Here is a 23,317-nt window from a genome sequence, read left to right on the forward strand (position 1 = left end):
AATTGCCATGCCCGAAGACAGGATTGCCTATCACGCGCCGGTCGGCGACGAGGTGGCCCACACCACCTGCTACATGTGCGCCTGCCGCTGCGGCATCAAGGTCCATCTCAGGGACGGGAAGCTGCGCTACATCGAGGGCAACCGCGACCATCCGATCAATCGCGGCGTGCTCTGCGCCAAGGGGTCGGCGGGGATCATGTCGGCCACCTCGCCGGCGCGGCTGCGCGCACCGCTGAAGCGGGTGGGCCCGCGCGGGGCGGGCGAGTTCGAGGAAATCGGCTGGGACGAGGCGATGGCGATCGTGACGGCGCGGCTCGCGGGCATCCGCGCCAGCGATCCGCACCGCCTCGCCTTCTTTACCGGGCGCGACCAGTCGCAATCGCTGACCGGGCATTTCGCGCGGATGTTCGGGACGATGAACTTCGCCGCCCATGGCGGGTTCTGCTCGGTCAACATGGCGGCCGCCGGACTCTATTCGGTGGGCGGCGCATTCTGGGAATTCGGCGAGCCGGACTGGAACCATGCGAAGCTGTTCCTGCTGTTCGGCGTGGCGGAGGACCACGATTCCAACCCGATCAAGCTCGGCCTCGCCAAGCTGAAAGAGCGGGGCGCGAAGATCGTTTCGGTTAACCCCGTGCGGACCGGGTATTCGGCGATCGCCGACGAGTTCGTCGGCATCACGCCGGGGACCGACGGGCTGTTCATCATGGCGCTGATCCACTGTCTGCTGGCGGAGGGGGCGGTCGATACCGCGTTCCTGGTCCGTTACACCAACGCGCATCACCTGGTGATCGACGCGCCGGGCGCGGCCGATCACGGGCTGTTCGCGCGCGGCTCGGACGGCGCGGCGCTGGCCTTCGACCGCAAGGCGGGCGCGCTGGCGCGGGCGGATGCGACCGGCACCGACCCCGCGCTGCTCGGGACGTTCACGCTCCCCGACGGGCGGAGCGCGCGGCCGTCATTCGCCATTCTGGCGGAGCGTTATACGGCGGCGGAGTACGCGCCGGAGGCGGTGGAAGCACGCTGCGGCGTGGCTGCGACGACGATCCGTCGGCTGGCCGCCGAGATTGCCGAGATCGCGTTCCGCCAGCCGGTGACGATCGAGCAGGCCTGGACCGACACCGACGGGCGCAGGCACGAGACGATGACCGGGCGGCCGGTGGCGATGCACGCGATGCGCGGGATTTCGGCGCATTCCAACGGGTTCCACACCTGCCGGGCGCTGCATGTGCTGCAGATGCTGATCGGCGCCGTCGATACGCCGGGGTCGTGGCGCTACAAGTCGCCGCACCCGAAGCCGATTCCGCCCGGACCGGGCCCGGCGGGGCGGGCGCATGACGGGCGCGGTGCGCTGACCGGCAACGTGCTCGGCTTTCCGACCTCGCCGGACGACCTGCTGGTGGATGACGCGGGCGAGCCGCTGCGGCTCGACCGGGCGTTCTCGTGGGAGGCGCCGCTCGGCATTCACGGCATGATGCACATGGCGATCGCCGAGGCGCATGCGGCCGGGCGGGCGCGGGTGGACACGCTGTTCCTCTACATGGCGAACATGGCGTGGAACTCGGCGATGAACCCCGGCGAGACGACGCGGATGCTGACGGACCGCGACGAGGACGGCGAGTATCGGATTCCGTTCGTGATCGTCGCCGATGCGTTCGAATCCGAAACGGTCGCCTATGCCGACCTGGTGCTGCCGGACACGACCTATCTCGAACGCTATGACTGCATTTCGCTGCTCGACCGGCCGATCGGCTCGGCGCACGGGCCGGCGGATGCGATCCGCGTGCCGGTGCTCAAGCCGGACCGCGACGTGCGGCCGTTCCAGGACGTGCTGATCGACCTTGCCGGGCGGCTCGGCCTGCCGGATTTCGCCGAGGCGCCGGGCAAGACGCTCTACAATTCCTATGCCGATTACATGGTGCGCCACCAGCGCAAGCCGGGGGTGGGGCCGCTGGCCGGATTCCGCGGGGCGGACGGGACCGCGTTCGGCCGGGGCGAGCCGAACCCCGAGCAGATTTCCCGCTACATCGCCAACAAGGGGTTCGCGCGTTACGACCTGCCGCTGGAGCAGCTTTATTACAAGCACGCGAACCGGGCCTATCTCACCGGCGCGAAGGACATGGGGCTGATCGACGACGACAGCCAGATCGTTCTCAATCTCTACAGCGAGCACCTGCAGAAATTCCGCCTCGCCGCCGAGGGGCACGGGGCGGTGCGGCCGCCGGAGCGGCTGCGCGCGCGCATCGCCCGGTTCATGGACCCGCTGCCGATCTGGTACGAACCGATCGAGCAGACCATGACGGATATGAAACGGTTTCCGATCCACGCGATCACGCAGCGGCCGATGTCGATGTATCATTCATGGGGATCGCACAATGCGTGGCTGCGGCAGATCCATTCGGAAAACCGGCTCTACGTGCATCGCGACCTCGCCGCCGCACAGGGGCTGGAGGATGACGACTGGGTCGAGGTGGTCTCGCGCACCGGGCGGCTGAAATGCCAGATCCGCATCATGGACGGGGTGAACCCGCACACGGTGTGGACGTGGAACGCGATCGGCCGGCGCAGCGGGGCGGTGGCGCTGGCGCAGGACGCGCCGGAGGCGGTGCGCGGCTTCCTGCTCAACCACGTGATCTCGGAATATCTGCCGGCGGGGGATGACGGGGCGCGGCTGTCGAATTCCGACCCGGTGACCGGACAGGCGGCGTGGTTCGACCTTACCGTGAGGCTTGAGAAATGCGAGCCGGAGACGATCGCGGAAACCCAGCCGCGGATGGCCCCGGTGGCGTTGACGACGAAGGGAGCCGGGCGATGACATCGCTGCCGCAGAGTGAGCCGGGTGCGAGGCGGCTCGGCCTCGTGATCGATCTCGATACCTGTGTCGGCTGCCATGCCTGCGCGGTGAACTGCAAGGAATGGAACACCGGGGGGCACCACGCGCCGCTGCCGGATTACGATCCGCATGGCGCGGACCCGGACGGGGTGTGGTTCAACCGCATCCATTCCTACGAGGCAACGGGCAGCGGGGGGTGCGGCAAGACGGTGAATTTCCCGCGCTCGTGCCTGCATTGCGAAAATCCGCTCTGCGTCACCGTCTGCCCGACCGGCGCCTCCTACAAGCGGGCCGAGGACGGCATCGTGCTGGTGAACACGGATATCTGCATCGGCTGCAAGCTGTGTTCCTGGGCCTGCCCCTATGGCGCGCGGGAATTCGACGAGCATGACGGGGTGATGAAGAAATGCACCCTCTGCATCGACCGGATCTATAACGAGTCGCTGCCCGAGGCGGAGCGCGAGCCGGCCTGTGTGGCGACCTGCCCGTCGCGGGCGCGGCATTTCGGCGATCTGGCCGACCCCGAGAGCCGGGTGTCGAAACTGGTGGCGGAGCGCGGCGGCGTCGATCTGCTGGCGGAGCTGGGCTACCGGCCGACCAACAAATATCTGCCGCCGCGGCAGACCCGCATCGAGACGCGGCCGGTGGAGATGCCGGCATCGGCGCCGGGCGGGCTGGGCGGCGCGCTGCTCGCCCTCGTGGACAAGGTGCTTTCGCGATGACCCCGGCAAGTTCGGTCCTGCTGCTGACCACCCTCACCGGCTTCGGCTACGGGCTGCTGGCCTGGCTCGGGATTTTCTGCGCCGCCGGGGCGCTGCCGGAGAGCCCGTGGTTCGGGCCGGTGGCGGTGGTGATCGCGCTCGGCTTCGCCGGCGCTGGGCTGGTCGCCTCGACGCTGCATCTCGGGCGGAAGGAACGCGCCTGGCGGGCGTTCAGCCAGTGGCGGTCGTCGTGGCTGTCGCGCGAGGGGGTGACGGCGGTGGCGACCAACCTGCCGGCGCTGGGCTTCGCGGCGTCATGGGCGGCGCTGGGCGCGGGCGCGAGGCTGACCATCGCCCTCGGGCTGGTGGCGGCGGCGATGGCGCTGGGGACGGTGTTCTGCACCGCGATGATCTATGCCTGCCTGAAGCCGATCCGCCAGTGGCACAACCGCTTCACCGCACCGCTGTATCTGATGTTCGCCGCGTTCTCCGGCGCGCTGCTGCTGGCGGCCCTGCTCGGGGTGTGGACCGGGGCAGCGGCGGCGGCCTCGGCGCTGGTCGTGGTGTTCGCGATCGGCGCGGGCGTGGCGAAGGCGGCCTACTGGCGCTTCATCGACGCTCAGGGGCCGCTCGCGACCCTCGCCTCGGCCACCGGGCTCGCCGAGTTCGGCACGGTGCGGGCGCTCGACCGGCCGCATTTCACCGAGAACTACGTGCTGCGGGAGATGGGCTACCAGATCGCCCGGCGGCACGCCGCGCGGCTGCGGCGGATCGTTCTGGTTCTCGCCTTCGCCGCACCCGCGGTGCTGGCCGCTCTCGCGCTGGCGGGGGCGATGCCGGCGGTGGCGGCGCCACTGGCCGCGCTCCTCGCCGGCATCGGCCTGTTCGCCGAGCGCTGGCTGTTCTTCGCCGAGGCGACGCACGTTTCGGCCATCTATTACGGCCGGGCGGTCTGATCGCCGCCGGCGACGCTCTGGCGGATGAAGTCGGCCAGGCCCGGGTCTTCCGGCAGGGTTGACGGCGCCTCGCCATAGCGGGCGGCGAGCAGGCCGCGGCAGAGCGCGCCGTTGAATTCGGCGTTGAGCCCGACGCGGCGGATGTGGCGCAGATAGACGCTCAGCGTTTCGTGCATGATCCGCTCGCCGGCGCTGGTGACGAAAGCGAGATCCCCGCCACCGGCGAGCAGGCGGCGGGCGAGGTAGCGGGCGCGCAGGGCGGCCCCCTCCCCGTCCAGCGCCAGGCGTTCAAGGCCCTCTACCGTGAGATCGAGGAAGGCTTGCGCATCGTGGCCGGCGGCGAGCAGGTGGCGGAGCAGCGCCTCCTGCCGGCGCTCGAAGGATTTCAGGCCGAAATGCCGGCGGATGCCGGCGAGGTTCTCGCCCGCCTCCTGCGGGAAGGCATCGGCGAAATCCTTACCGGCGGCGACGCCGTTGTTGATCTCGTCGATGAACATGTGCTCGTCGAGCCGGACATCGGCGTGCGTGACCCAGGGCAGGGCGGCGACGGCATCGCGCATGTCGGCGGCCATGAGATAGGAGAAATTGGCGGCGCACCAGTAGGTCGGCAGGCGGAAGCCGACGCTGACGGCGCCGTCTTCCGCGATGTCGATACCGGTGACGAAGCCGAGCTCGACCACGCTCTCGTCAAGTTCCGGGTCGGTCACCTGATCGAGAGCGGCGCGCACCTCCGCGGTGCGCGCCTCCAGCCTTGACATCACGCGGCCACCGGCGCCATCCGGCCGAGCTTGGCCTTCTGGGCGGCGATGTCGACACCGTAGATCCGGGCGGCGTTTTCGCCGAGGATCTTCTTCTTGCCCTCGAGCGTGAGCTGCTTGCCGGTCTCCTTCGCCAGCTCGTCGGGGATCTCGAAGCTCATGAAGCGCTCGACCAGCCAGCGCGGCGTCCAGATTCCGTAATCGGAGCCGAACAGGATGCGGTCCTCGCCGAGCCAGAACAGCAGTTCGGACATCACCTTGGCGAAATAGCCGGGGCGCGAGTGGATGAAGGGCAGCACCACGGCGAGGCCGCCATAGACGTTGCTTTCCTGCACCGCGATCCAGCAGAAATCATCGAGGCGCGGCAGGCCGCAATGCTCGACGATGAAGTTGAGGTTGGGGAAGTCGGTGGCGCAATGGTCGATATCGGCGACGTCGAAGGCATCGCGGTCGAGCGGGATGATGGTCGGGCCCTTGTGGACGTGGATATTCTTGATCCCGAGCTTCTCGCAGCGTTCAAAATACTTGTAGGCGGCGGGATCGGAGAGCTTGTAGCCGCGGCTGTCACCCTTCCATTCAGCGGTGTAGAGCTTCACCCCCTTGATCTTGTGGATCTCGGCCATGGCTTCGAGGGCTTCAAGCCCGCCCTCGCCGTCGCGCGGATCGAAGGCGCCGTTGAGGATGAAGCGGTCGGGGTAGCGGGTTTTCAGCACCGCGTTCTGTTCGAGCGTGTTGAAGCCGGTCTTGTAGAAATCCTTGAGATAGGTGGGCTGGAAGATCGCCATGTCGTCCGGCCCGTCGATGAACAGGTCCTGCACCATCTGCTCGGCGCCGTATTTGGCGAATTTCTCCGGCGTCCAGAGCTGCTCCGGCGGGGAGAGCGAGGCGTGATACCCATAAAAGCAGTCGATGAATTGCTTGCCGTGAATGTTCTTGATGTTCTCGGGGCTGGCATCCCAGAGATGGACGTGGCCGTCGATGATGAAGATCTCTTCGCCGTCTTTGGTAGTATACACTGGGTTCGTTTCCTTCCTTGACGTTGGACGTTCGAGCGCGGTTTTTTCGCTTCGTTCAGGGAATCAGCACGGCGCGGCCGCGGACCTTGCCGTGATGCAGGTCGTGCAGGGCGGTGTTCGCCTCGTCGAGCCGGTATTCGCGGGTGGCGAGGGTGACCTTGCCCTGGTCGGCGAGCGCCATCAGCTCGATCAGCTCGGGATAGGTGCCGACGAGGTTGCCGACGATGGTCTTTTCCGAGGTGATCATGTCGATGGTGGGAATGTCGATCTTCCCGCCATAGCCGACGATGTAATAGTAGCCGCCGTCGCGGGTCATCGCGAGGCCTTTCGCCACGGCGTCGCCCTCGCCGACGAAGTCGATCACCGCTTCCGCCCCCTTGCCGCGGGTCAGGCGCATCACCTCGTCGAGCTCGGAGCCGTCCGCCTTCACCGCAAAATCGGCGCCGCATTCCTGGGCGAGATGCAGCGCCATGTCGGCGCGGTCGACGATGATGATCTGGGCGGCGCACATCGCGCGCAGCACCTGGATGCCGATATGGCCGAGGCCACCAGCGCCGATCACCACCGCGAACTGGCCGGGCAGCAGGTGGCGCGAGGCCTTCTTCGCGGCGCGATAGGCGGTCAGCCCGGCATCGGTATGCGGAGCGACGTCCTTCGGCGAGAGCGATTTCGGCAGCTTGATGATGGAGCGCACGCCGGTGCGCAGCAGCTCGGCATAGCCGCCATTGCAGTTGATGCCGGGGAATTCACTTTCCTCGGCGTGCATGTCGTCGCCGCGGCGGCAGGCGAGGCAATGGCCGGAGGTGATCAGCGGATGGCAGATCACCGGGTCGCCCTTTTTCAGGTGAGTGACGGCGGCGCCGACCTCCTCGATCCAGCCGGCGTTCTCGTGGCCCATGATGTGCGGAAACTGGAGATCGACCTTCGAGCGCCAGACGCCCTCGATGATGTGCAGGTCGGTCCGGCAGACGCCGGCGCCGCCGATACGCACGATCACGTCGGTCGGGTTGCGGATCTGCGGTTCGGGCACGTCCTCGTAGGTGACGAAGTCGGGTGCGGTGAGCTTTTCGTCATATCCGTGCAGCACGGCGGCTTTCATGGCGCGGGGTCCCCCTGTTCTGGTGAGACGAGTGCTGCATCGATCGTGCCAGCCGCGGGATTGGCTGGTTTTGGCGGCCGGAGAGGGCTTCGGGCCCGGTGCGGCTGCTCCATTCCGCAACAGCGATACAAAACATGTGTTCCGTTGCGGCCCGCCTGCGTATAAGTTGAACAAAGATAAAAGACTTCGCCGGAGCGGCGGAAATGGCCAGCCCGGCAGAGGGACAAAAAGCGTTCGGAGGAAACATGCTGGCGCATCGTGCCACCGACTCTCGCCTTGCCCAGGCGCGCTCGTTGCTGGAACTCGGCCGGGCGATCCCGGCCGGGCTGCTGGCCGCACCCATCGCCGCGAGCTGGCGGCGCTGCCTCGATGCAGGGCTCGAGCCGCACCATCCACCGCCGGTCGAGCGGATCGAACGGCATATGCTGGAACGCCACCGCGCCGCGCACGAGACCGTGCGGCGGCTGGCCCGGGCGGAAATGCAGACCCTCCAGCGCCAGCTCGGGCGCGACAGTTTCATGCTTGCCTTCGCCGATCCGGAGGGCGTACTGCTCGACGCGCTGGCGAGCGAGGGGCGGCGCACCGATATCGAGGCCTTCGGCATCGTTCCCGGAACCGTGTGGCAGGAGGCGATGGCGGGCACCAACGCGCTCGGCACCGCGAGCGAGGCCCGCCAGCGCATGGTGGTGCGCGGCGCCGAGCACTTCTTCACCCATCACCAGCGGCTGACCTGCATCGCAGCCCCCATCTTCCTGCCGGACCGGACGCTGGCAGGGGTGCTGGATGCAACCTGCTTCAGCGAATCCTACGCGCCCAACGCCCGGGCCATCGTGGCGCTGGCCGCGGCCGAGATCGAGGCGCGGCTGTTCCGCGCGCGGCTGGCCGGCAAGCGGCTGCTGGCGTTCCACGGCCGGGCCGAGTTCATCGACACCGCCTATGCCGGGCTTCTGGCGCTCGACGCCGCGGACCGCGTGGTGGCGGCGAACGACCAGGCGCGGTTCATCCTGGCCGGGCTGGCCGAACCCGTGGGGGCCGCGTTCGGCGCGCTGTTCGCACCCGGCGAACTCCGGCCGGGGACGCTCGGCACGCTGACCGACCGCTCCGGGCGGCTGCTGCACGCGCGGCTCGACCAGCCGGAGGCGGCGGCGCGGCCGCGCGCGCTCGCCCGGGCACCGGAAGCATCGGCGATGGATGCGGTCGTCGCGGACGACCCGGCGGCGCGGGCGGCGCTCGACATGGCGGCACGGGCGGCGGTGCGCGGCATGCCGGTGCTGATCCGCGGGGCGACCGGCACGGGCAAGGAAGTGGCCGCGCGCTACGCCCACCGCGCCTCGGGGCGGAACGGCCGGTTCGTCGCGGTGAACTGCGCAGCGATCCCGCCGGATCTGATCGCCGCCGAGTTGTTCGGCCATGTCGAGGGCGCGTTCACCGGCGCGCGGCGCGGCGGGGCGAACGGGCTGGCGGTGGAGGCGGATGGCGGGACGCTGTTTCTCGATGAAATCGGCGACCTGCCGCTGCCCTTGCAGGCGGCGCTGCTGCGCTTTCTCGACGATTTCTCGGTGCGGGCGGTGGGCGGCGGGGCGCCGCGGCTGGTCGATGTGCTGCTGCTGACGGCGACCAATGTGGATCTGGCCGCCGCGGTGGCGGCCGGGCGATTCCGCGCCGATCTCTACTATCGCCTGGCGATTGCCGAGATCACCCTGCCGGCGCTGAAGGACCGCAACGACGTCCGCCCGCTGGCGGCGCACCTGCTGGAGCAGATAGCGCCCGGATCACGGCTGGATACGGCGGCGGCGGCGCGCCTCGCGCGGCACGAGTTTCCGGGCAATATCCGCGAGTTGCGCAACCTTCTGGCGCGCGCGGCACTGGGCGGTGACAAGGTGATCGGCGAGGCGGCGATCGCCGCCCTGCTGCCGGCCGAGGATGGCGGCACGGCGGCCTCGGGCGGCGGGCGCTCGGTGCTGCGCGACGTTCAGGCGCAGCGGATCGAGGCGGCGCTGCGCGCGGCCGGCGGCAATGTCAGCCGCGCGGCGCGCGCGCTCGGGGTGTCACGCAACACGATTTACCGCGCGATTGGACGAACGCCCCCGGCCGCCGCCGGCTGAGCGGCCGCGCCCCTGCGGCTTTCCGGCGGCATTCGCATGGGCCGGCTTGCCGTGATGGCCGCCGCCATGACCCTGGCCGCTGCCGTGACTGCCGCCATGACCATGCCCATGGCCGCCATGCGCTGCCTTTGGCGGCGCATGGCGCTTGGGCATCTGCCCCTGGCGGGCAACCTGGTTGCGGGCGCGCAGGAGATGCGGCGGGGCGAGGCCGCGCACCGGCTGGGCGCCGCCGGGGACGAGATGGCGGCCGATCAGCGTTTCGATATCGCGCAGATAGGGCAGTTCGGACGGCTCGACCAGCGAGATCGCCACCCCCTCGGCGCCGGCGCGGGCGGTGCGGCCGATGCGGTGGACGTAGGATTCCGGCACGTTCGGCAGCTCGAAATTCACCACATGCGAGACATTGTCGACATCGATGCCGCGCGCGGCGATATCGGTCGCGACGAGCACACGGATGCGGCCGGAGCGGAACAGATCGAGCGCGCGCTCGCGCTGGCCCTGGCTCTTGTTGCCGTGGATCGCGGCGGCGCCGATGCCGGCATCCTCGAGATGGCGGGTGACCTTGTCGGCGCCGTGCTTGGTGCGGGTGAAGACGATGGCGCGCTCGACCGCGACATCGGCCAGCAGCCAGGCGAGCTTGTCCTTCTTTTCCTCGGGGGCGAGGAGGAGAACCTGCTGGTCGATCCGGTCGACCGGCTTCGATTCGACGCTGACGGCGACCTCGCGCGGGTCGCGCAGGAATTCGCCGGCCAGGGCACGGATCGGCTTCGGCATGGTAGCCGAAAACATCACCGCCTGGCGCTGGCGGGGCAGCTTCGCCATGATCTGGCGGATCGCCGGGATGAAGCCGAGATCGAGCATCTGATCCGCCTCGTCGAGCACCACGGTTTCAACCCCGTCGAGGCGGATGGCGCCGGCGGCGACATGGTCGAGCAGGCGGCCGGGAGTGGCGACCAGCAGGTCGACACCCGCTTCCATACGGCGAGCCTGCGGGCCGGGTTTGGCCCCGCCGATGACGACGGCGACCGACGGGCGGGTAAACGCCCCATAGGTGCGGGCGGCATCGGCGATCTGGGTGGCAAGCTCGCGGGTGGGGGCGAGAACCAGCGCGCGGCAGGCGCGCGGCGCCGGGCGGGCGCGGTTGGCCGCGATCCGGTGCAGGATCGGCAGCACGAAGGCAGCCGTCTTGCCGGTGCCGGTCTGGGCGATGCCGACCAGATCGTGGCCTTCGAGCATCACCGGGATCGAACGGGCCTGGATCGGGGTGGGGGTTTCATAGGACTGCTCGCGGATGGCGCGCAGCAGGGGCTCGGCAAGGCCGAGTGTGGTAAAATCGGTCAAGACAGCGCTTTCGTCGCGGCCCCTTCAGGATGAAGGAGCGGCACAAGGGTGGCAGGAAGCTTCGTAGACGAGCCGCCCAGAGGGTGCGCGCCCCGAATGGAACGCGCCTGCCGGCGGTGGCGGCGCAGAGCGCGGCCGGCCGGTGAACAGGGCCGGCGGCCAGGGGCCGCATCTACGAGCGCTGTTCGTCACCACGGGATATAGGCGTCCGCCCGGCGGCTTGGCAAGGGCGATCAGTGATGCCAGCCCCGATGCCAGCCATCATCGTCGCCATGCCACCACCCGCCGATCGTGACTCCGCCATAAACCACCGGCGGCGGCGCATAATAGCCATAGCCATAACCGTAGCTCGACGGATAGTAGACGCAGCCGCCAAGGGTCAGGGCCGCGCCCGCCGCGAAGGCCGCCAGAAGGAGTCTGCGCAAACTGGGTGTCATCGTCTTTCCCCATGTCGTCGGGTGGATATTGTGACGGATGGTATGGCGGCGATGGGGCCAATTGATGCCAAAATTGTAACGTTATGACGGCACCGCTCCGGGCGCTGCGCCGCCATGTTCCGCTATCGGGCGGGGGGCGGTTGTGATAGGGTTCGGTCATGTCCAGCAGGATCGACGACAGGGTCGCCCGGATCGCGCGCCACCGGCGGCGGTGGCGGATGGCCGAGGACGTGCTGCTGCTGCCGCTCGCCTTGCTGGTCGAGTTTCTCGAACGGGTGGTGTGGGACGGCACGAAGGCGCTGCTCGACCTGATCTCGCGGGCACCGCCGATTGCCCGGCTGCGGCGCGTCCTTCAGGGCCTGCCGCCGGTGGTGGTGCTGTTCCTGTTCCTGATCCCCGAGGCGATCGATCATCTGAGCGGGTTCTGGGCGACGGTGCTGCTGGTGAAGGGCAACTGGCTGGGCGCGACAATGGTTGCCGTGTTCGTCAAGGGATTCGCGCTGCTGCTGGCGATCTGGATCTATCAGGCCTGCGAGCAGAGCCTGCTGTCGGTGCGGTGGTTCGCGCAGGCCCATCACGCGGTGTTCGCGGCGAAGGCCTGGGTGCTGATGCGGACCGAGCCCGTGCGGCTGCGGCTGCGGCGCGCACTGCGCGGCGCGCTGGCACGGGCGGGCAATCGCCGGCTGGCGCGGCGGTTTTCCGCCTGGCGCTGGCGCCTGGCGCGGATGGCGGGGCAGGCCCGCCGATGACGACCGCCGGATGAGCCGCCTTGCCCGCGCCCATCTTGCCGCCGCCGATCCGGTGCTCGGCGCGCTAATCCGCGAGGTCGGGCGCTGCACGCTGAAGCCGGAGCGGGCGCGCGAGCCCTATGAGGCGCTGATCTCGGCGGTGGCGCACCAGCAGCTGCACGCCCGCGCCGCCGAGGCGATGCTGGGGCGGCTGCGCGCGCTGACCGCGGCGCCGGTGCCGGCGCCGGGGCACCTGCTGTCGCTGTCGGACGAGGCGCTGCGGGGCTGCGGGTTCTCGGCCGCGAAGGCGGCGGCACTGCGCGACATCGCGCGGCGGACGCTGGATGGCACGGTGCCGACGAGGCGGGCCGCGGCGCGGATGAGCGATGCGGCGCTGATCGAGCGGCTCTGCACCCTGCGCGGGATCGGCCGCTGGACGGTGGAGATGCTGCTGATCTTCACGCTCGGCCGGCCGGACGTGTTTCCGGTGGACGATTTCGGCGTGCGCGAGGGCTACCGGCTGATCCACGGGCTCGATGCGCAGCCGAAGCCGCGCGCCTTCGCCGCGATCGGCGAGGTCTATGCGCCGTATCGCAGCACGGCGGCCTGGTATCTCTGGCGGGCCGCCGACCGGGCGAAGAAGATCACGCCGCCGGCCTGACCCTGGCCACGAGGTCGATCAGCGCGGAGGGGCCGGAATGGCCGGGGCCCTCGTCGAGCACCGCATCGTAGCTGTCGAGCCGTTCGATTTCGAGACCGGCGAAGGATTCACGAAGCAGAGCCTCGGTGTAACAATGCGCCGGATCGGACGGGCCGCCGGTGCGGTTGGCGACCTGCTCGGGCCGGTAGCCCGCGAGCAGCAGCAAGCCGCCGGGGCGCAGGGCGCGCACCAGCCGACCGAAAAACGCGGGGCGCTCTTCAGGCGTCACGAACTGCACGAAAATCGCCACCACCGCGTCATAGGCACCTTCCGGCCAGGCCCAGCGCAGCAGGTCGGCCTGTTCGAACGCCACATGGACACCGCGCCGGGCGGCGAGTTCGCGCGCGCGGGCAATGGCGGTGGGCGAGACCTCGACGGCGTGGACATCGGCGCCGTTGCCGGCAAGGAAGACGCTGTTGCGGCCTTCGCCGTCGGCCACCGAAAGCACCTTCGCCCCGGCGCGATCAGCCCGGCATTGGCGGCGAGAAAGGCGTTCGGCGCGGTGCCGAAGATGTAGCCATCGGCGGCGGCGTAGCGGGATTCCCATTTCTGTTCGCGGGTCGGTTCGGTCATGGGGTGTGGAGTCCTTCGGAAGAGGCGGGTTGAACTTGCCACCGGCGGCGCAAACCGCTAAGCGGGCGCGTCACGCGGCCGGTCGGCATCGGCCAGAATCAGGAGAGTTTCGATGAAAGCCGATATCCACCCGGATTATCACGAGATCAACATCATCATGACCGATGGCACCGAGTTCAAGACCCGCTCGTGCTACGGCAAGCCCGGCGACACGCTGCGGCTCGATATCGACCCGAAATCGCACCCGGCCTGGACCGGCCAGCAGCGCGTGCTCGACACCGGGGGCCAGGTGGCGAAGTTCAACAAGCGCTTCGCCGGGATCGGCGCCCGCAAGAAGTAAGCGTTTCCGCCGCGGAAGACCTGCAACGCGCCCCGCCGCTTTCGGCCGGGCGCGTTTTCGCGTGCGCGCGGGTCTTGAAGCTGCAACGTCGAATACCTTTATCCTCAGTCAGGAAGGATGCCTTCGGGGTTCTTCCGACATCGCGGGCTGGTCCGTCGGACAGCCCGGTTCAATGAACCTTGCTTGACCGAGGAGGTTACTCATGACTCTCGATTTTTCGCCGCTGTTCCGCACCGCCATCGGGTTCGACCGGCTGCAGCAACTGCTCGACAGCGTGCCGGACGGCAACGCCAACGCCTACCCGCCCTACAATATCGAGAAGCTCGGCGCCGAGGATTATCGCCTGACGATGGCGGTGGCCGGTTTCCGCGCCGAGGATCTCGACATGACGGTGAAGGACAATACCCTCATCATCACCGGACGGATCGCCGAAGGCGCCGGTCGGGGCGAGATGCTCTATCGCGGCATCGCCTCGCGGGCCTTCGAGCGGCGCTTCGTGCTGGCCGATCACATGGTGGTCGATGGCGCTGCGCTGGAGAACGGGCTGCTGCACGTGGCGCTGAAGCGGGTGATTCCCGAGGCGCTGAAGCCCCGCAAGATCGCCATCGGCACCAGCGCCCCGGCCGCCGCACCGGCGATCGGGCAGGAGAAGGTCGCCGCCTGACCCCGAAACGCTGCGACTGCCCCGCGCCGCAAGGCGCGGGGTTTTTCATCCGCGGCGCTCCCGCCGCATGGACAGGGGCGGCGGAAGCAGCGATGATCGGTCCATGCTGTTCGACCTGACCAAGCTGAAACCCGAGGATCAGTACAAGCTGCTGGCCTCGACCGTGGTGCCCCGGCCCATCGCCTGGGTGGTGACACTGAGCCCCGAAGGCCGGCTGAACGCCGCGCCCTTTTCATTCTTCAACGTGTTCGGCGCCGGGCCGCCGATCCTGTGCCTTGGCATCGGCGCGCGGCGGCCGGGCGACCCCAAGGATACCGGCGAGAACATCCGGCTGACCGGGGAGTTCGTGGTCAATCTCGTCGCGCACGAGAATGCCGAGGCGATGAACGTGACGGCGATCGAATTCGGCCCCGAGGTGGACGAACTGGCCGAGGCGCGGCTGACCACCCTGCCCTCGGAAAAGATCCGCCCGCCGCGCATCGCCGAAAGCCCGGTGGCGATGGAGTGCACGCTGCATTCGATGATCGAGTTCGGGCCGGACCGCGCGCTGGTGATCGGCCAGGTGCAGGCGATGCATGTGCGCGACGACGCCGTGCTGAACCCGGAGCGCTGCCATATCGACACGCCGAAGCTCGATCTGATCGGCCGGCTGCACGGCGGCGGCTGGTATGCCCGGACCACGGAGCGGTTCGACATGCCGCGCATCGCGGTCGGGGACTGGCCGACCGGCTGAGCCTGTGGCCAACACCGACGCCCCGATCGCGCTGACCATGGGCGATCCGGCCGGGATCGGCGGGGAAATCGCCGCCGCCGCGTGGCGCGACGCGCGGGATCGATTGCGACCGTTCGCGCTCATCGGCGATGCCGACTGGGCGGCGGGGTTGGGCGTGCAGGTGGCGCGGATCGGGCGGATCGGCGAGGCCGCCGCGCGGTTCGGCGCAGCGCTGCCGGTGCTCGACGTGAAGCTCGCGGTGCCGGCGATTCCGGGGCAGCCCGATCCGCGCAACGCGTCGGCGGTGACCGGGGCGATCGAGACCGCGACGCGGCTGGCGCTGGCCGGCGAGGCGGCGGCGGTGGTGACCTGCCCGATCGCCAAGTCGGTGCTGTATCAGGCGGGATTTCCGCATCCCGGCCATACCGAGTTCCTCGGCGCGCTGACCGGTGTCGCGGCGCCGGTGATGATGCTGGCCTGCCCCGGCCTGCGGGTGGTGCCGGTGACGGTGCATGTGGCGCTGCGGCGGGCGATCGAGACGCTGGAGACCGGCGCCATCGTCGCCGCCGGGCGGACGCTGGCGGCGGCGCTGACGCGGGATTTCGGGGTGGCGGCGCCGCGCATCGCGGTGGCCGGTCTCAACCCCCACGCCGGCGAGGCGGGGGCGATGGGCGACGAGGAGCGGACCATCATCGCGCCGGCGATCGCCGCGCTGAAGCAATCCGGCATCGACGCGTTCGGGCCGCTGCCGCCGGACACGATGTTCACCCCGGCGGCGCGGGCGGGTTACGACGCGGCGCTTTGCATGTATCATGACCAGGCCCTGATCCCGCTCAAGACGATCGACATGGAGAACGGCGTGAACGTCACCCTCGGCCTGCCCATCATCCGCACCTCGCCGGACCACGGCACCGCCTTCGACATCGCGGGGACCGGAAAGGCGCGGCCAGAGAGCCTGGTCGCGGCGCTGCGTCTGGCCGGCGAAATGGCGGGGCGGCGATGAGCGCGCTGCGCCTCGGCGTCAATCTCGACCATGTGGCCACATTGCGGAATGCCCGCGGCATCGCCACACCCGACCCGCTCCGCGCCGCGCACCTCGCCATCGAGGCGGGGGCAGACGGGATCACGCTGCATCTGCGCGAGGACCGGCGGCATATCCGCGACGCCGATCTGCGCGCCGTGCGGGCGCTTTCGGTGCCGCTCAACATGGAGATGGCGGCAACCGAGGAGATGGTCGGCATCGCCTGCGGGCTGAAGCCGCATGCAAGCTGCCTGGTGCCGGAACGGCGCCAGGAGGTGACGACCGAGGGCGGGCTGGACGTGGCGGGAATGGCCGCGTCGCTGGCGCCGCGCATCGTGGCGCTGCGCGAGGCGGGCATCCGCGTCTCGCTCTTCGTCGATCCCGATCCGGTGCAGCTGGAAGCGGCGGCGCGGCTGGGCGCGCCGGTGGTCGAACTGCATACCGGCGCCTATGCCGAGGGACGGCCGGGCGAGCTGGACCGGCTGCGCGCCGCGGCGGCACGGGCGGCAGCACTCGGGCTGGAAGTGCATGCCGGGCACGGGCTGAACTATGACAATGTCGCGCCGGTCGCGGCGTTACCGGAAGTACGGGAGCTGAATATCGGCCATTTCATCGTCGGCGAGGCGGTATTTGTCGGCCTCGCCGAGGCAATCCGCCGGATGCGCGCGATCATGGACGCGGCGCGACGGCGTACGCAGCGTTAACTTGCCATTGACCCGGCGCGCCGCCAAAAGACCGGCGATGCTCTCCTTGCTGACCCCGACCCGGCTGGACCGCTACGTGTTCCGCCAGCTCCTCATCGGGCTGGCGGTCTCGACGCTTGGGCTGGTCGCGCTGGTGTGGCTGACCCAGTCGCTGCGCTTCATCCAGATGATCATCCAGCACGGGCTTTCGCCGTTCGTCTTCCTGCATCTGACCGGGCTGCTGGTGCCGAGCTTCGTCGCGGTGATCCTGCCGATCACGTGTTTCATCGTGATCCTGTTCGTCTATGCGCGGCTCGCCGCCGACCGCGAGCTGACGGTGATGCGCGCGAGCGGCATGTCGGACGCCGCGATCGCGCGGCCGGCGCTGGCGCTGGCAACGCTGACCATGCTCGCCTGCTGGGCGCTCAATTTGTGGCTGGTGCCCTCGACCCTCGCGCAGTTCACCGGCTTCGAATCGGTGATCCGCAACCAGGTCGCCGCCTTCCTGCTGGAACCCGGCGTGTTCACCGCGGTTCCGGGACATGTCACGGTTTATGTGCAGCGGCGCGACCCCGACCAGGTACTGCATGGCATCATCATCCAGGACGCGCGGCAGAAGGGGGAGCCGGCGACGATCCTCGCCCGCAGCGGCCGGCTGATCGAAAGCGCGGACGGCCCGGCGGTGCTGCTGCGCGACGGCTCGCGCGAGCAGCTCGACCCCAAGACCGGGCAGCTCAACATCCTCAGCTTCCACCGCAACCTGATCAGCCTCGCCAAGCCGCGCGGCGGCACCGAGCATCTGGCGCCGAAGACCTCGGAAGCGACGATGGCGCAGCTGTTCCATCCGGAGGCGGCGCGGATCGCCCCGGAGGTGCGGCGGCGCTGGCGGGAAGAAGCCTGGCGGCGGATCGCCGCCCCCTTCGCCGTGCTGTCCTACGCGGTGCTGGCGCTGCTGGCGGTGCTGCGCAGCCCGTTCCGCCGGCAGGGCGGGGTGGCGGCGCTGGTGGCGGCGGTGTTCGGGGTGATGGGGCTGGTCGCGGTCGAACTCGGCGTCGAAACGCTCGCGGCGCGGCAGAATGCGCTGATCCCGCTGATTTTCGTCGTCACGCTGGGCCGGCGCTGGCCGGGCTCGGGCTGCTGCTGCGGGGCTTGCGGCGGCTGCGCGAGGTGGCCGCATGATCCGCCTGCGGAACTGGCTGCCGCCGCTCACGCTCTCGCTCTATATCGGCCGGCGCTTCGTCGCTGCCGTGATCGCGATGCAGGCGGGGCTGACGGCGGTAGGCGCGCTGTTCGATTTTCTCGACCTGCTGCGCCAGTCGGCCGACAAGCCGCAGGCGACGTTCTGGCGGATGCTGGCGCTGGAGGTGCTGCGGGTGCCCTGGCTCGGCATGAAAATCCTGCCCTTCGCCGTGCTGCTCGGCGGAATTTTCGCCTTCTGGCGGCTGACGCGCAGCTCGGAGCTGGTTGTCGCGCGGGCGACCGGCACCTCGGCCTGGCAGTTCCTTGCCCTGCCGGTGGCCGCCGCGGCGCTGATCGGCGCGCTCGGCACCACGGCGGTCAGCCCGATTTCGGCGGTGATGTTTGCCCGCGCCGAGGCGCTTTATTCATCATATCTCGGGATCGGCGGCGGGCCGCTCTCGCTGCAGGGCGGGCAATTGTGGCTGCGCCAGGCCGATCCGGCCGCAGGCAAGGGGGGTATCGCGATCCTGCATGCGAGCGGCGTGCATCTGCACGGCAAGGTACTGGTCACCGGCCATGTCACGGTGCTGCAGATCTCGGCGCAGACGACGCTGCGTCAGCGGATCGAGGCGGCGGGCGGGCGGCTCGAGCCCGGCTACTGGCAGTTCGAGGCGGCCCGGATTCTGACCCCGGAACGCGCGCCACGATCGGTGCCGGCCCTTCGGATTCCGACGACGCTGACGGCCAGCCGGGTGCAGGAGAGCTTCGCCAGCCCGAGCGCTCTCTCGTTCTGGGCGCTGCCGGGCTTCATCCGGCTGCTGCGGCGCTCCGGCTTTCCGGCGACGCCGCATGAACTCGCGTTCCAGCAGCTGCTGGCGCTGCCGCTGCTCTGCGCGACGATGGTGCTCGTGGCGGCCGGATTCTCGATGCGACCATCGCGGCGGGGCGGGGCGATCCAGATGATCGGGGCGGGCGTGGGCTGCGGGTTCCTGCTGTTCATGCTCTCGGAGGTGGCGGCCCAGCTCGGCAAATCAGGGGCGCTGCCGGTCGGCCTTGCGGCATGGGCGCCGGCCGCCGCCGGGCTGATGCTGGCGCTTGCCTTGTTGCTCCATCTGGAGGATGGCTGAACCATGAACCAGGCCCAGCAACGCCGCCGCGCGCGATTGCGCCGACGCATCGGGATCGGGATTGCCGGCACGATGCTGGCGGCCACGGCCGCGCGCGCGCAGATGGGCGCGCTGGTCGCCGGGCCGCAGACGCCGGTTTCCAAATCGGCCCCCGTCACCTTTCTGGCCGACCGGGTTTCCTATGACCACGGCACCGGCATCGTGGTCGCCGCCGGCCATGTCGAGGCGTGGCAGGATGGCCACGTGCTGCAGGCGGACCGCATCGAGATCGACCGTCGGCACGACACGGCGGTGGCGTCCGGCCATGTGGTGATGATCGAGCCGGACGGCGCGGTGGTGTTCGCGCGCCACGCCGCTTTGTCGCAAGGCATGAAGAACGCCGTGCTGCACGATGTGGCGTCGATCCTGGCGCAGAACGGCCGCATGGTGGCAAACGGCGCGCGGCGCTATGGCGGGGTGATCGAGGAACTCTCGAAGCCCGTCTATTCCACCTGCAATCTGTGCAAGAGCGATCCGACCGCGCCGCCGCTGTGGCAGATCCGCGCCCGCCAGGCGGTGGAAGACCTGCAGCACAAGGTGATCGAGTATCACGACGCGCAGATCCAGATCTATGGCGTGCCGGTGTTCTGGCTGCCCTATCTCTCCCAGCCCGACCCTTCGGTGAAGCGGCAGAGCGGGCTGCTGATCCCGAGCTTCGGCGGCTCGACCCATGTCGGCAGTTTCATCGCCACACCGTATTTCTGGGACATCGGCAAGAGCCAGGACCTGACGATCGTGCCGATCGTCGCGACCAAGGCGGGGCCGGTGCTCGACCTGAAATATCGCCGGGCCTTCAACGACGGCAAGCTCAGCATCAATGTCTCCGGCGGGCACGACCGCTATGCCGACCGCGGTGGGATTTCCGACTCGATCTTCGCCAACGGCACGTTCGACCTCAACCGCTCCTGGCGAGCCGGTTTCAGCTATAACCGTACGTCGAGCGCGCAGTATCTCAACGATTTCCGGTATCTGCCCAACCTCGCCTACCTCGCGTCGAACGCCTGGCTGGAGGGATTCGGCCGCGGATCGTACGCGCGAATCGAGGCGGAGACCTATCAGGGCCTGGTCGCCTCGATCAGCCAGAACCGGCTGCCGATCGTGCTGCCCTATGCCCGCTACAGCTATGACGGGCAGGCCGACAGCTGGGGCGGGCGGTTCTCGCTCACCGCCAACGCCTTCAACATTCTCCGCCAGGTCGGCACGCAGACGCGGCGCGTCGCGATGATCGCGAATTACGACCTGCCGCGGCAAGGGCCGGACGGGCTGCTGGTGGACGCGCGGCTGCGGCTGATCGCCGCCGGGTATTCGGCGGACAAGCTGAACCTGCAGCCGAACTACTCGCCGCTCACCACGTCGCAGACCGCGCGGGCGATCCCGATCGGCGCGGTGTCGTTCGCCTGGCCGCTGGAGCGCGACGCCGGGCGCTGGGGCACGCAGATCATCGAACCCCGGGTGCAACTGGTGACGGCGCCGGTCTATGGGCTGGGGCAGACGACGACGATTCCGAACGAGGACAGTCTGGACTTCCAGTTTACCGACGCGAACCTGTTCAGCCTGCAGCGCTTCGGCGGCATCGACCGTTTCGCCGGCGGCACGCGGGTCGACTATGCGCTGCAGGGAAACTGGATTCTGCCGGGCGGCGCTTCGGCGGAGGGGATGATCGGCCAGTCCTACGCGTTCGAAACCTCGAAGCTTTACCCGGCGGAGAGCGGGCTTGGCGGGCACTATTCGGACGTGGTGGGGCGCGCGACGATCGCGCCGGCGCGCTGGCTCAGCCTGACCTACCGCACCCGGTTGTCGCACCGCGACCTCTCCACCCAGATGATCGACAGCTACGCGACCTTCGGGCCGCCGAGCCTGCGCGCCTCGGCAGGGTATTTCTACAGTACGACCAACCCCTATTATCTGTTCACCCAGTCCGCCACGCCGCCGGCACAGTATTTCGTGGCGCAGCGAGAAGTGACGCTCGGCGTTTCAACCACGCTGGTGCCGCACTGGTCGATCTCGGCCGGGGTTCAGCGCAACCTCGCCACTGGCCGGTTCGACAACGCCTCGATCGGCGCGGTCTGGCAGAACGAGTGCACCGCGGTCAGCTTCAATTTCTACCGCAACTTCACCTCCTACAACTATGATCACGGCACGACGACGCTGCTGATCACCGTCACGCTCAAGACACTCGGGAATATCGGATTCAGCGCCCTATGAAATCGTTCGTCTCTTACGCGGCCCTGATCGGCCTTGCCGCAGGCCTGCTCGGACCCGGCGCGCCGGCGCGCGCGCAAACTGCGAGCATCGCCGCCGTGGTGAATGGCACCGTGATCACCAATGCCGATGTCGCCGCGCGCACACGGCTCTTCGCCCTCTCCGCCGGCCTGCCCACCGCATCGGACACGCTGCGGCGGCTCCGCCCGCAGATTACCCGCGAGCTGATCGACCAGGCCCTGCAATTGCAGGCCATCGAGCAGAACAAGGTGGTGGTGCCTGAAGACAAGATCGCCACCGCGCTGCAACGGGTGAACACGGCGAACCATCTGCCGCCCGGCACCCTGCAGAAGAAACTGGCCGCCGCCGGCGTGCCGCTCTCGACGCTGGTGAACCAGTTCCGCACCCAGATCGGCTGGACCGATGTGCTGCGCAAGAAGCTCGGCGCCGACCTGCGGCCCACACCGGAAGACATCGCGGCGGAAGCGGCGGCGATGAAGAAGCAGATCGGCACAACGCAATATCATATCGCGGAAATCTTCATCCCGGTGGAAAACCCGCAGGACACGGCAGGGGCGCGGCGCTTCGCCGATGTGGTGATCCGCCAGCTGCGCGGCGGGGCGGCGTTCCCGGTGGTCGCGGCCCAGTTCAGCCAGGGGCAGAGCGCACTGACCGGCGGCGACCGCGGCTGGGTGGAGCCCGATTTGCTCGATCCGGCAGTGCGGCGCATCGTCGAGCAGATGCCGGTGGGGGCAATCAGCGATCCGGTGCGGGTGGCGGGCGGCTTCGAAATCGTCAACCAGCTCGGAATCCGCAAATTCGGCGAGGGCGACAAGACCGAACTTTCGATCCGCGAAGCATTCCTGCCCTTCGCCACCCCCTTCGCCGGTGGCCAGCCGAACGCGCAGCAGCTCGGCGTGTTGCAGCACGCAAATGCGGTGCGCGGTTCGCTGCATAGCTGCGCCGATGTCGAGGCGGCGAACGCGGCGGCGGGAAACGTGCAGAAATCGAACCCCGGTCCGGTGGATCTCGCGACGGTTCGCCCGGCGGCATTCCGCCAGCTTCTCTCCACCCTGCCGCTGGGCCAGGCCAGCCAGCCGCTGGTCTCCAGCAAGGGGATCGCCATCGTCATGGTCTGCAAGCGGCAGACAGTGAAGATCGGCCTGCCGGACAGCAAGACGATCGCGGAGATGCTGATCAACCGGCGGGTCTCGCTGGAATCACAGCGGCTGATGGATACGCTGCATCGCAACGCCGTGATCCGGACCTTCCACAGCGCGTCATGAGCGAGATGCCGCCGCTGCGCGAGGTGATCGCGCGGCACGGGCTTTCGGCGAAGCGGTCGCTCGGCCAGCATTTCCTGCTCGACCCCGACCTGCTGGCGCGGATCGTGCGCCTCGCCGGGCCGCTTGAGGGGGCCAACGCGATCGAGGTCGGTCCTGGCCCGGGCGGGCTGACGCGGGCACTGCTGGCCAGCGACGCGGCTAGTGTGACGGCGATCGAGCTTGATCCGCGCGCGGTGGCCGCGGTGACCGAACTTGCGGCGACGCATGCGGGACGGCTGCGGATCATCGAAGGGGATGCGCTCGATATCGACCTCGCCGCACTGGTGCCCGGACCGCGGGCGATCGTCGCCAACCTGCCCTATAATGCCGGCACGGCGATGCTGCTCCGCTGGCTGCACCAGGCGGCGGAATTCCGCTCGATGACGCTGATGTTCCAGCGCGAGGTCGCGGAGCGGATCGTCGCGCCCCCGGCAGCGCGGCTTATGGGCGGCTCGCGGTACTGGCGGCGCTGACGGTTCGCGGCGCCATCGTGCTGACGCTGCCGCCGGGCGCTTTCTCACCGCCGCCCAAGGTGGAGTCGGCCGTCGTCAGGCTGGTGCCGCGCGAGGAACAGTTGCCGGCCGCGCTGCTGGCCAGGGTGGAGAGGGTCACGGCGGCAGCGTTCGGCCAGCGGCGGAAAATGCTGCGGGGTTCGCTGAAGGCGCTCGGCGGTGCGGCGCTGGCCGAAGCGGCCGGCATCGACCCGTCCCGCCGGGCGGAAACGCTGACGCCGGAGGAGTTCCTCGCCCTGGCCCGACACTTGCCGGGCTGAGGCTGG

The 23,317-nt window shown here is 69.2% G+C and carries 20 protein-coding genes and 2 pseudogenes; 16 read left to right on the forward strand and 6 right to left on the reverse strand.

Going from position 1 to position 23,317, the window contains the following annotated elements; genetic code table 11:
- The first annotated feature begins 7 nt into the window (after positions 1 to 7).
- From ACIDOCELLA78_RS85365 to ACIDOCELLA78_RS85375, 3 genes are read left to right on the forward strand one after another with little or no spacing between them, the layout of a single operon-like run.
- Positions 8 to 2,815 carry a molybdopterin oxidoreductase family protein gene (locus ACIDOCELLA78_RS85365; protein WP_201728117.1) on the forward strand — a complete coding sequence of 936 codons (2,808 nt, stop codon included), beginning with the start codon at positions 8 to 10 and terminating at the stop codon, positions 2,813 to 2,815.
- Positions 2,812 to 3,555 (forward strand): 4Fe-4S dicluster domain-containing protein, encoded by a 744-nt coding sequence (locus ACIDOCELLA78_RS85370; RefSeq protein ID WP_201728118.1) that lies wholly within the window; start codon positions 2,812 to 2,814, stop codon positions 3,553 to 3,555. The genes ACIDOCELLA78_RS85365 and ACIDOCELLA78_RS85370 overlap by 4 nt, the downstream gene beginning before the upstream one ends.
- Complete coding sequence (locus ACIDOCELLA78_RS85375; RefSeq protein WP_201728119.1) at positions 3,552 to 4,490, forward strand: DmsC/YnfH family molybdoenzyme membrane anchor subunit; 939 nt, start codon at positions 3,552 to 3,554, stop codon at positions 4,488 to 4,490. The genes ACIDOCELLA78_RS85370 and ACIDOCELLA78_RS85375 overlap by 4 nt, the downstream gene beginning before the upstream one ends.
- On the opposite strand, the gene ACIDOCELLA78_RS85380 is transcribed toward ACIDOCELLA78_RS85375, so the two are convergent.
- From ACIDOCELLA78_RS85380 to ACIDOCELLA78_RS85390, 3 genes are read right to left on the reverse strand one after another with little or no spacing between them, the layout of a single operon-like run.
- Positions 4,472 to 5,248 carry a metal-sulfur cluster assembly factor gene (locus ACIDOCELLA78_RS85380; protein WP_201728144.1) on the reverse strand — a complete coding sequence of 259 codons (777 nt, stop codon included), beginning with the start codon at positions 5,246 to 5,248 and terminating at the stop codon, positions 4,472 to 4,474. The two genes, ACIDOCELLA78_RS85375 and ACIDOCELLA78_RS85380, sit on opposite strands and share 19 nt — an antisense overlap.
- Positions 5,248 to 6,264, reverse strand: coding sequence for an amidohydrolase family protein (locus ACIDOCELLA78_RS85385; protein WP_201728120.1), 1,017 nt, complete (start codon positions 6,262 to 6,264; stop codon positions 5,248 to 5,250). The genes ACIDOCELLA78_RS85380 and ACIDOCELLA78_RS85385 overlap by 1 nt, the downstream gene beginning before the upstream one ends.
- 55 nt (positions 6,265 to 6,319) lie before the next feature.
- The gene (locus ACIDOCELLA78_RS85390) at positions 6,320 to 7,363 is read right to left on the reverse strand and encodes an NAD(P)-dependent alcohol dehydrogenase (protein ID WP_201728121.1); all 1,044 of its coding nucleotides are present in this window, start codon (positions 7,361 to 7,363) and stop codon (positions 6,320 to 6,322) included.
- Between the two features lie 245 nt (positions 7,364 to 7,608).
- Between ACIDOCELLA78_RS85390 and ACIDOCELLA78_RS85395 the strand changes: the two genes are divergently transcribed.
- Positions 7,609 to 9,468 carry a sigma-54-dependent Fis family transcriptional regulator gene (locus ACIDOCELLA78_RS85395; protein WP_201728122.1) on the forward strand — a complete coding sequence of 620 codons (1,860 nt, stop codon included), beginning with the start codon at positions 7,609 to 7,611 and terminating at the stop codon, positions 9,466 to 9,468.
- Here ACIDOCELLA78_RS85395 and ACIDOCELLA78_RS85400 read toward each other — a convergent pair.
- The gene (locus tag ACIDOCELLA78_RS85400) at positions 9,412 to 10,809 is read right to left on the reverse strand and encodes a DEAD/DEAH box helicase (protein WP_201728123.1); all 1,398 of its coding nucleotides are present in this window, start codon (positions 10,807 to 10,809) and stop codon (positions 9,412 to 9,414) included. The two genes, ACIDOCELLA78_RS85395 and ACIDOCELLA78_RS85400, sit on opposite strands and share 57 nt — an antisense overlap.
- Positions 10,810 to 11,042: 233 nt before the next feature.
- Positions 11,043 to 11,246, reverse strand: coding sequence for a hypothetical protein (locus ACIDOCELLA78_RS85405; protein WP_201728124.1), 204 nt, complete (start codon positions 11,244 to 11,246; stop codon positions 11,043 to 11,045).
- Positions 11,247 to 11,404: 158 nt separating this feature from the next.
- Between ACIDOCELLA78_RS85405 and ACIDOCELLA78_RS85410 the strand changes: the two genes are divergently transcribed.
- Both ACIDOCELLA78_RS85410 and ACIDOCELLA78_RS85415 read left to right on the forward strand, forming a co-directional pair.
- Positions 11,405 to 11,995, forward strand: coding sequence for a hypothetical protein (locus ACIDOCELLA78_RS85410; RefSeq protein ID WP_201728125.1), 591 nt, complete (start codon positions 11,405 to 11,407; stop codon positions 11,993 to 11,995).
- 10 nt (positions 11,996 to 12,005) lie between these two features.
- A complete protein-coding gene (locus tag ACIDOCELLA78_RS85415; RefSeq protein ID WP_201728126.1) occupies positions 12,006 to 12,635 on the forward strand; it encodes a DNA-3-methyladenine glycosylase in 630 nt (209 codons plus the stop codon).
- On the opposite strand, the gene ACIDOCELLA78_RS85420 is transcribed toward ACIDOCELLA78_RS85415, so the two are convergent.
- Positions 12,619 to 13,221: a bifunctional 2-polyprenyl-6-hydroxyphenol methylase/3-demethylubiquinol 3-O-methyltransferase UbiG gene (locus ACIDOCELLA78_RS85420; RefSeq protein ID WP_249675325.1), complete on the reverse strand. Its 603-nt coding sequence runs from the start codon at positions 13,219 to 13,221 to the stop codon at positions 12,619 to 12,621. The genes ACIDOCELLA78_RS85415 and ACIDOCELLA78_RS85420 overlap by 17 nt on opposite strands.
- Before the next feature lie 138 nt (positions 13,222 to 13,359).
- Between ACIDOCELLA78_RS85420 and rpmE the strand changes: the two genes are divergently transcribed.
- The 10 genes and pseudogenes from rpmE (at position 13,360) to rsmA (ending at position 23,311) form a co-directional block, all read left to right on the forward strand.
- A complete protein-coding gene (gene rpmE / locus ACIDOCELLA78_RS85425; protein WP_201728127.1) occupies positions 13,360 to 13,587 on the forward strand; it encodes a 50S ribosomal protein L31 in 228 nt (75 codons plus the stop codon).
- A gap of 202 nt (positions 13,588 to 13,789) precedes the next feature.
- Positions 13,790 to 14,251 (forward strand): Hsp20 family protein, encoded by a 462-nt coding sequence (locus ACIDOCELLA78_RS85430; protein ID WP_201728128.1) that lies wholly within the window; start codon positions 13,790 to 13,792, stop codon positions 14,249 to 14,251.
- A gap of 103 nt (positions 14,252 to 14,354) precedes the next feature.
- Positions 14,355 to 14,984, forward strand: a complete 630-nt coding sequence (locus tag ACIDOCELLA78_RS85435) for a flavin reductase family protein (RefSeq protein WP_201728129.1) — start codon at positions 14,355 to 14,357, stop codon at positions 14,982 to 14,984.
- Positions 14,985 to 14,988: 4 nt separating this feature from the next.
- Entirely contained in the window at positions 14,989 to 15,966 is a 978-nt protein-coding gene (gene pdxA, locus ACIDOCELLA78_RS85440; RefSeq protein ID WP_201728130.1) for a 4-hydroxythreonine-4-phosphate dehydrogenase PdxA, read from the forward strand.
- Positions 15,963 to 16,688, forward strand: coding sequence for a pyridoxine 5'-phosphate synthase (locus ACIDOCELLA78_RS85445; protein ID WP_201728131.1), 726 nt, complete (start codon positions 15,963 to 15,965; stop codon positions 16,686 to 16,688). Before pdxA ends, ACIDOCELLA78_RS85445 begins: the two co-directional genes overlap by 4 nt.
- 37 nt (positions 16,689 to 16,725) lie before the next feature.
- Positions 16,726 to 17,718, forward strand: a pseudogene (gene lptF / locus ACIDOCELLA78_RS85450) (LPS export ABC transporter permease LptF); the annotation flags it as partial.
- A 124-nt stretch (positions 17,719 to 17,842) separates the two neighbouring features.
- Positions 17,843 to 18,973 carry an LPS export ABC transporter permease LptG gene (gene lptG / locus ACIDOCELLA78_RS85455; RefSeq protein ID WP_201728132.1) on the forward strand — a complete coding sequence of 377 codons (1,131 nt, stop codon included), beginning with the start codon at positions 17,843 to 17,845 and terminating at the stop codon, positions 18,971 to 18,973.
- Between the two features lie 3 nt (positions 18,974 to 18,976).
- Complete coding sequence (locus ACIDOCELLA78_RS85460; RefSeq protein ID WP_201728133.1) at positions 18,977 to 21,217, forward strand: LPS-assembly protein LptD; 2,241 nt, start codon at positions 18,977 to 18,979, stop codon at positions 21,215 to 21,217.
- Positions 21,214 to 22,500 (forward strand): peptidylprolyl isomerase, encoded by a 1,287-nt coding sequence (locus tag ACIDOCELLA78_RS85465; RefSeq protein WP_201728134.1) that lies wholly within the window; start codon positions 21,214 to 21,216, stop codon positions 22,498 to 22,500. Before ACIDOCELLA78_RS85460 ends, ACIDOCELLA78_RS85465 begins: the two co-directional genes overlap by 4 nt.
- Positions 22,497 to 23,311, forward strand: a pseudogene (rsmA, locus tag ACIDOCELLA78_RS85470) (16S rRNA (adenine(1518)-N(6)/adenine(1519)-N(6))-dimethyltransferase RsmA). Before ACIDOCELLA78_RS85465 ends, rsmA begins: the two are co-directional and overlap by 4 nt.
- Positions 23,312 to 23,317: the final 6 nt, after the last annotated feature.

This window comes from Acidocella sp. C78, from assembly GCF_907164655.1.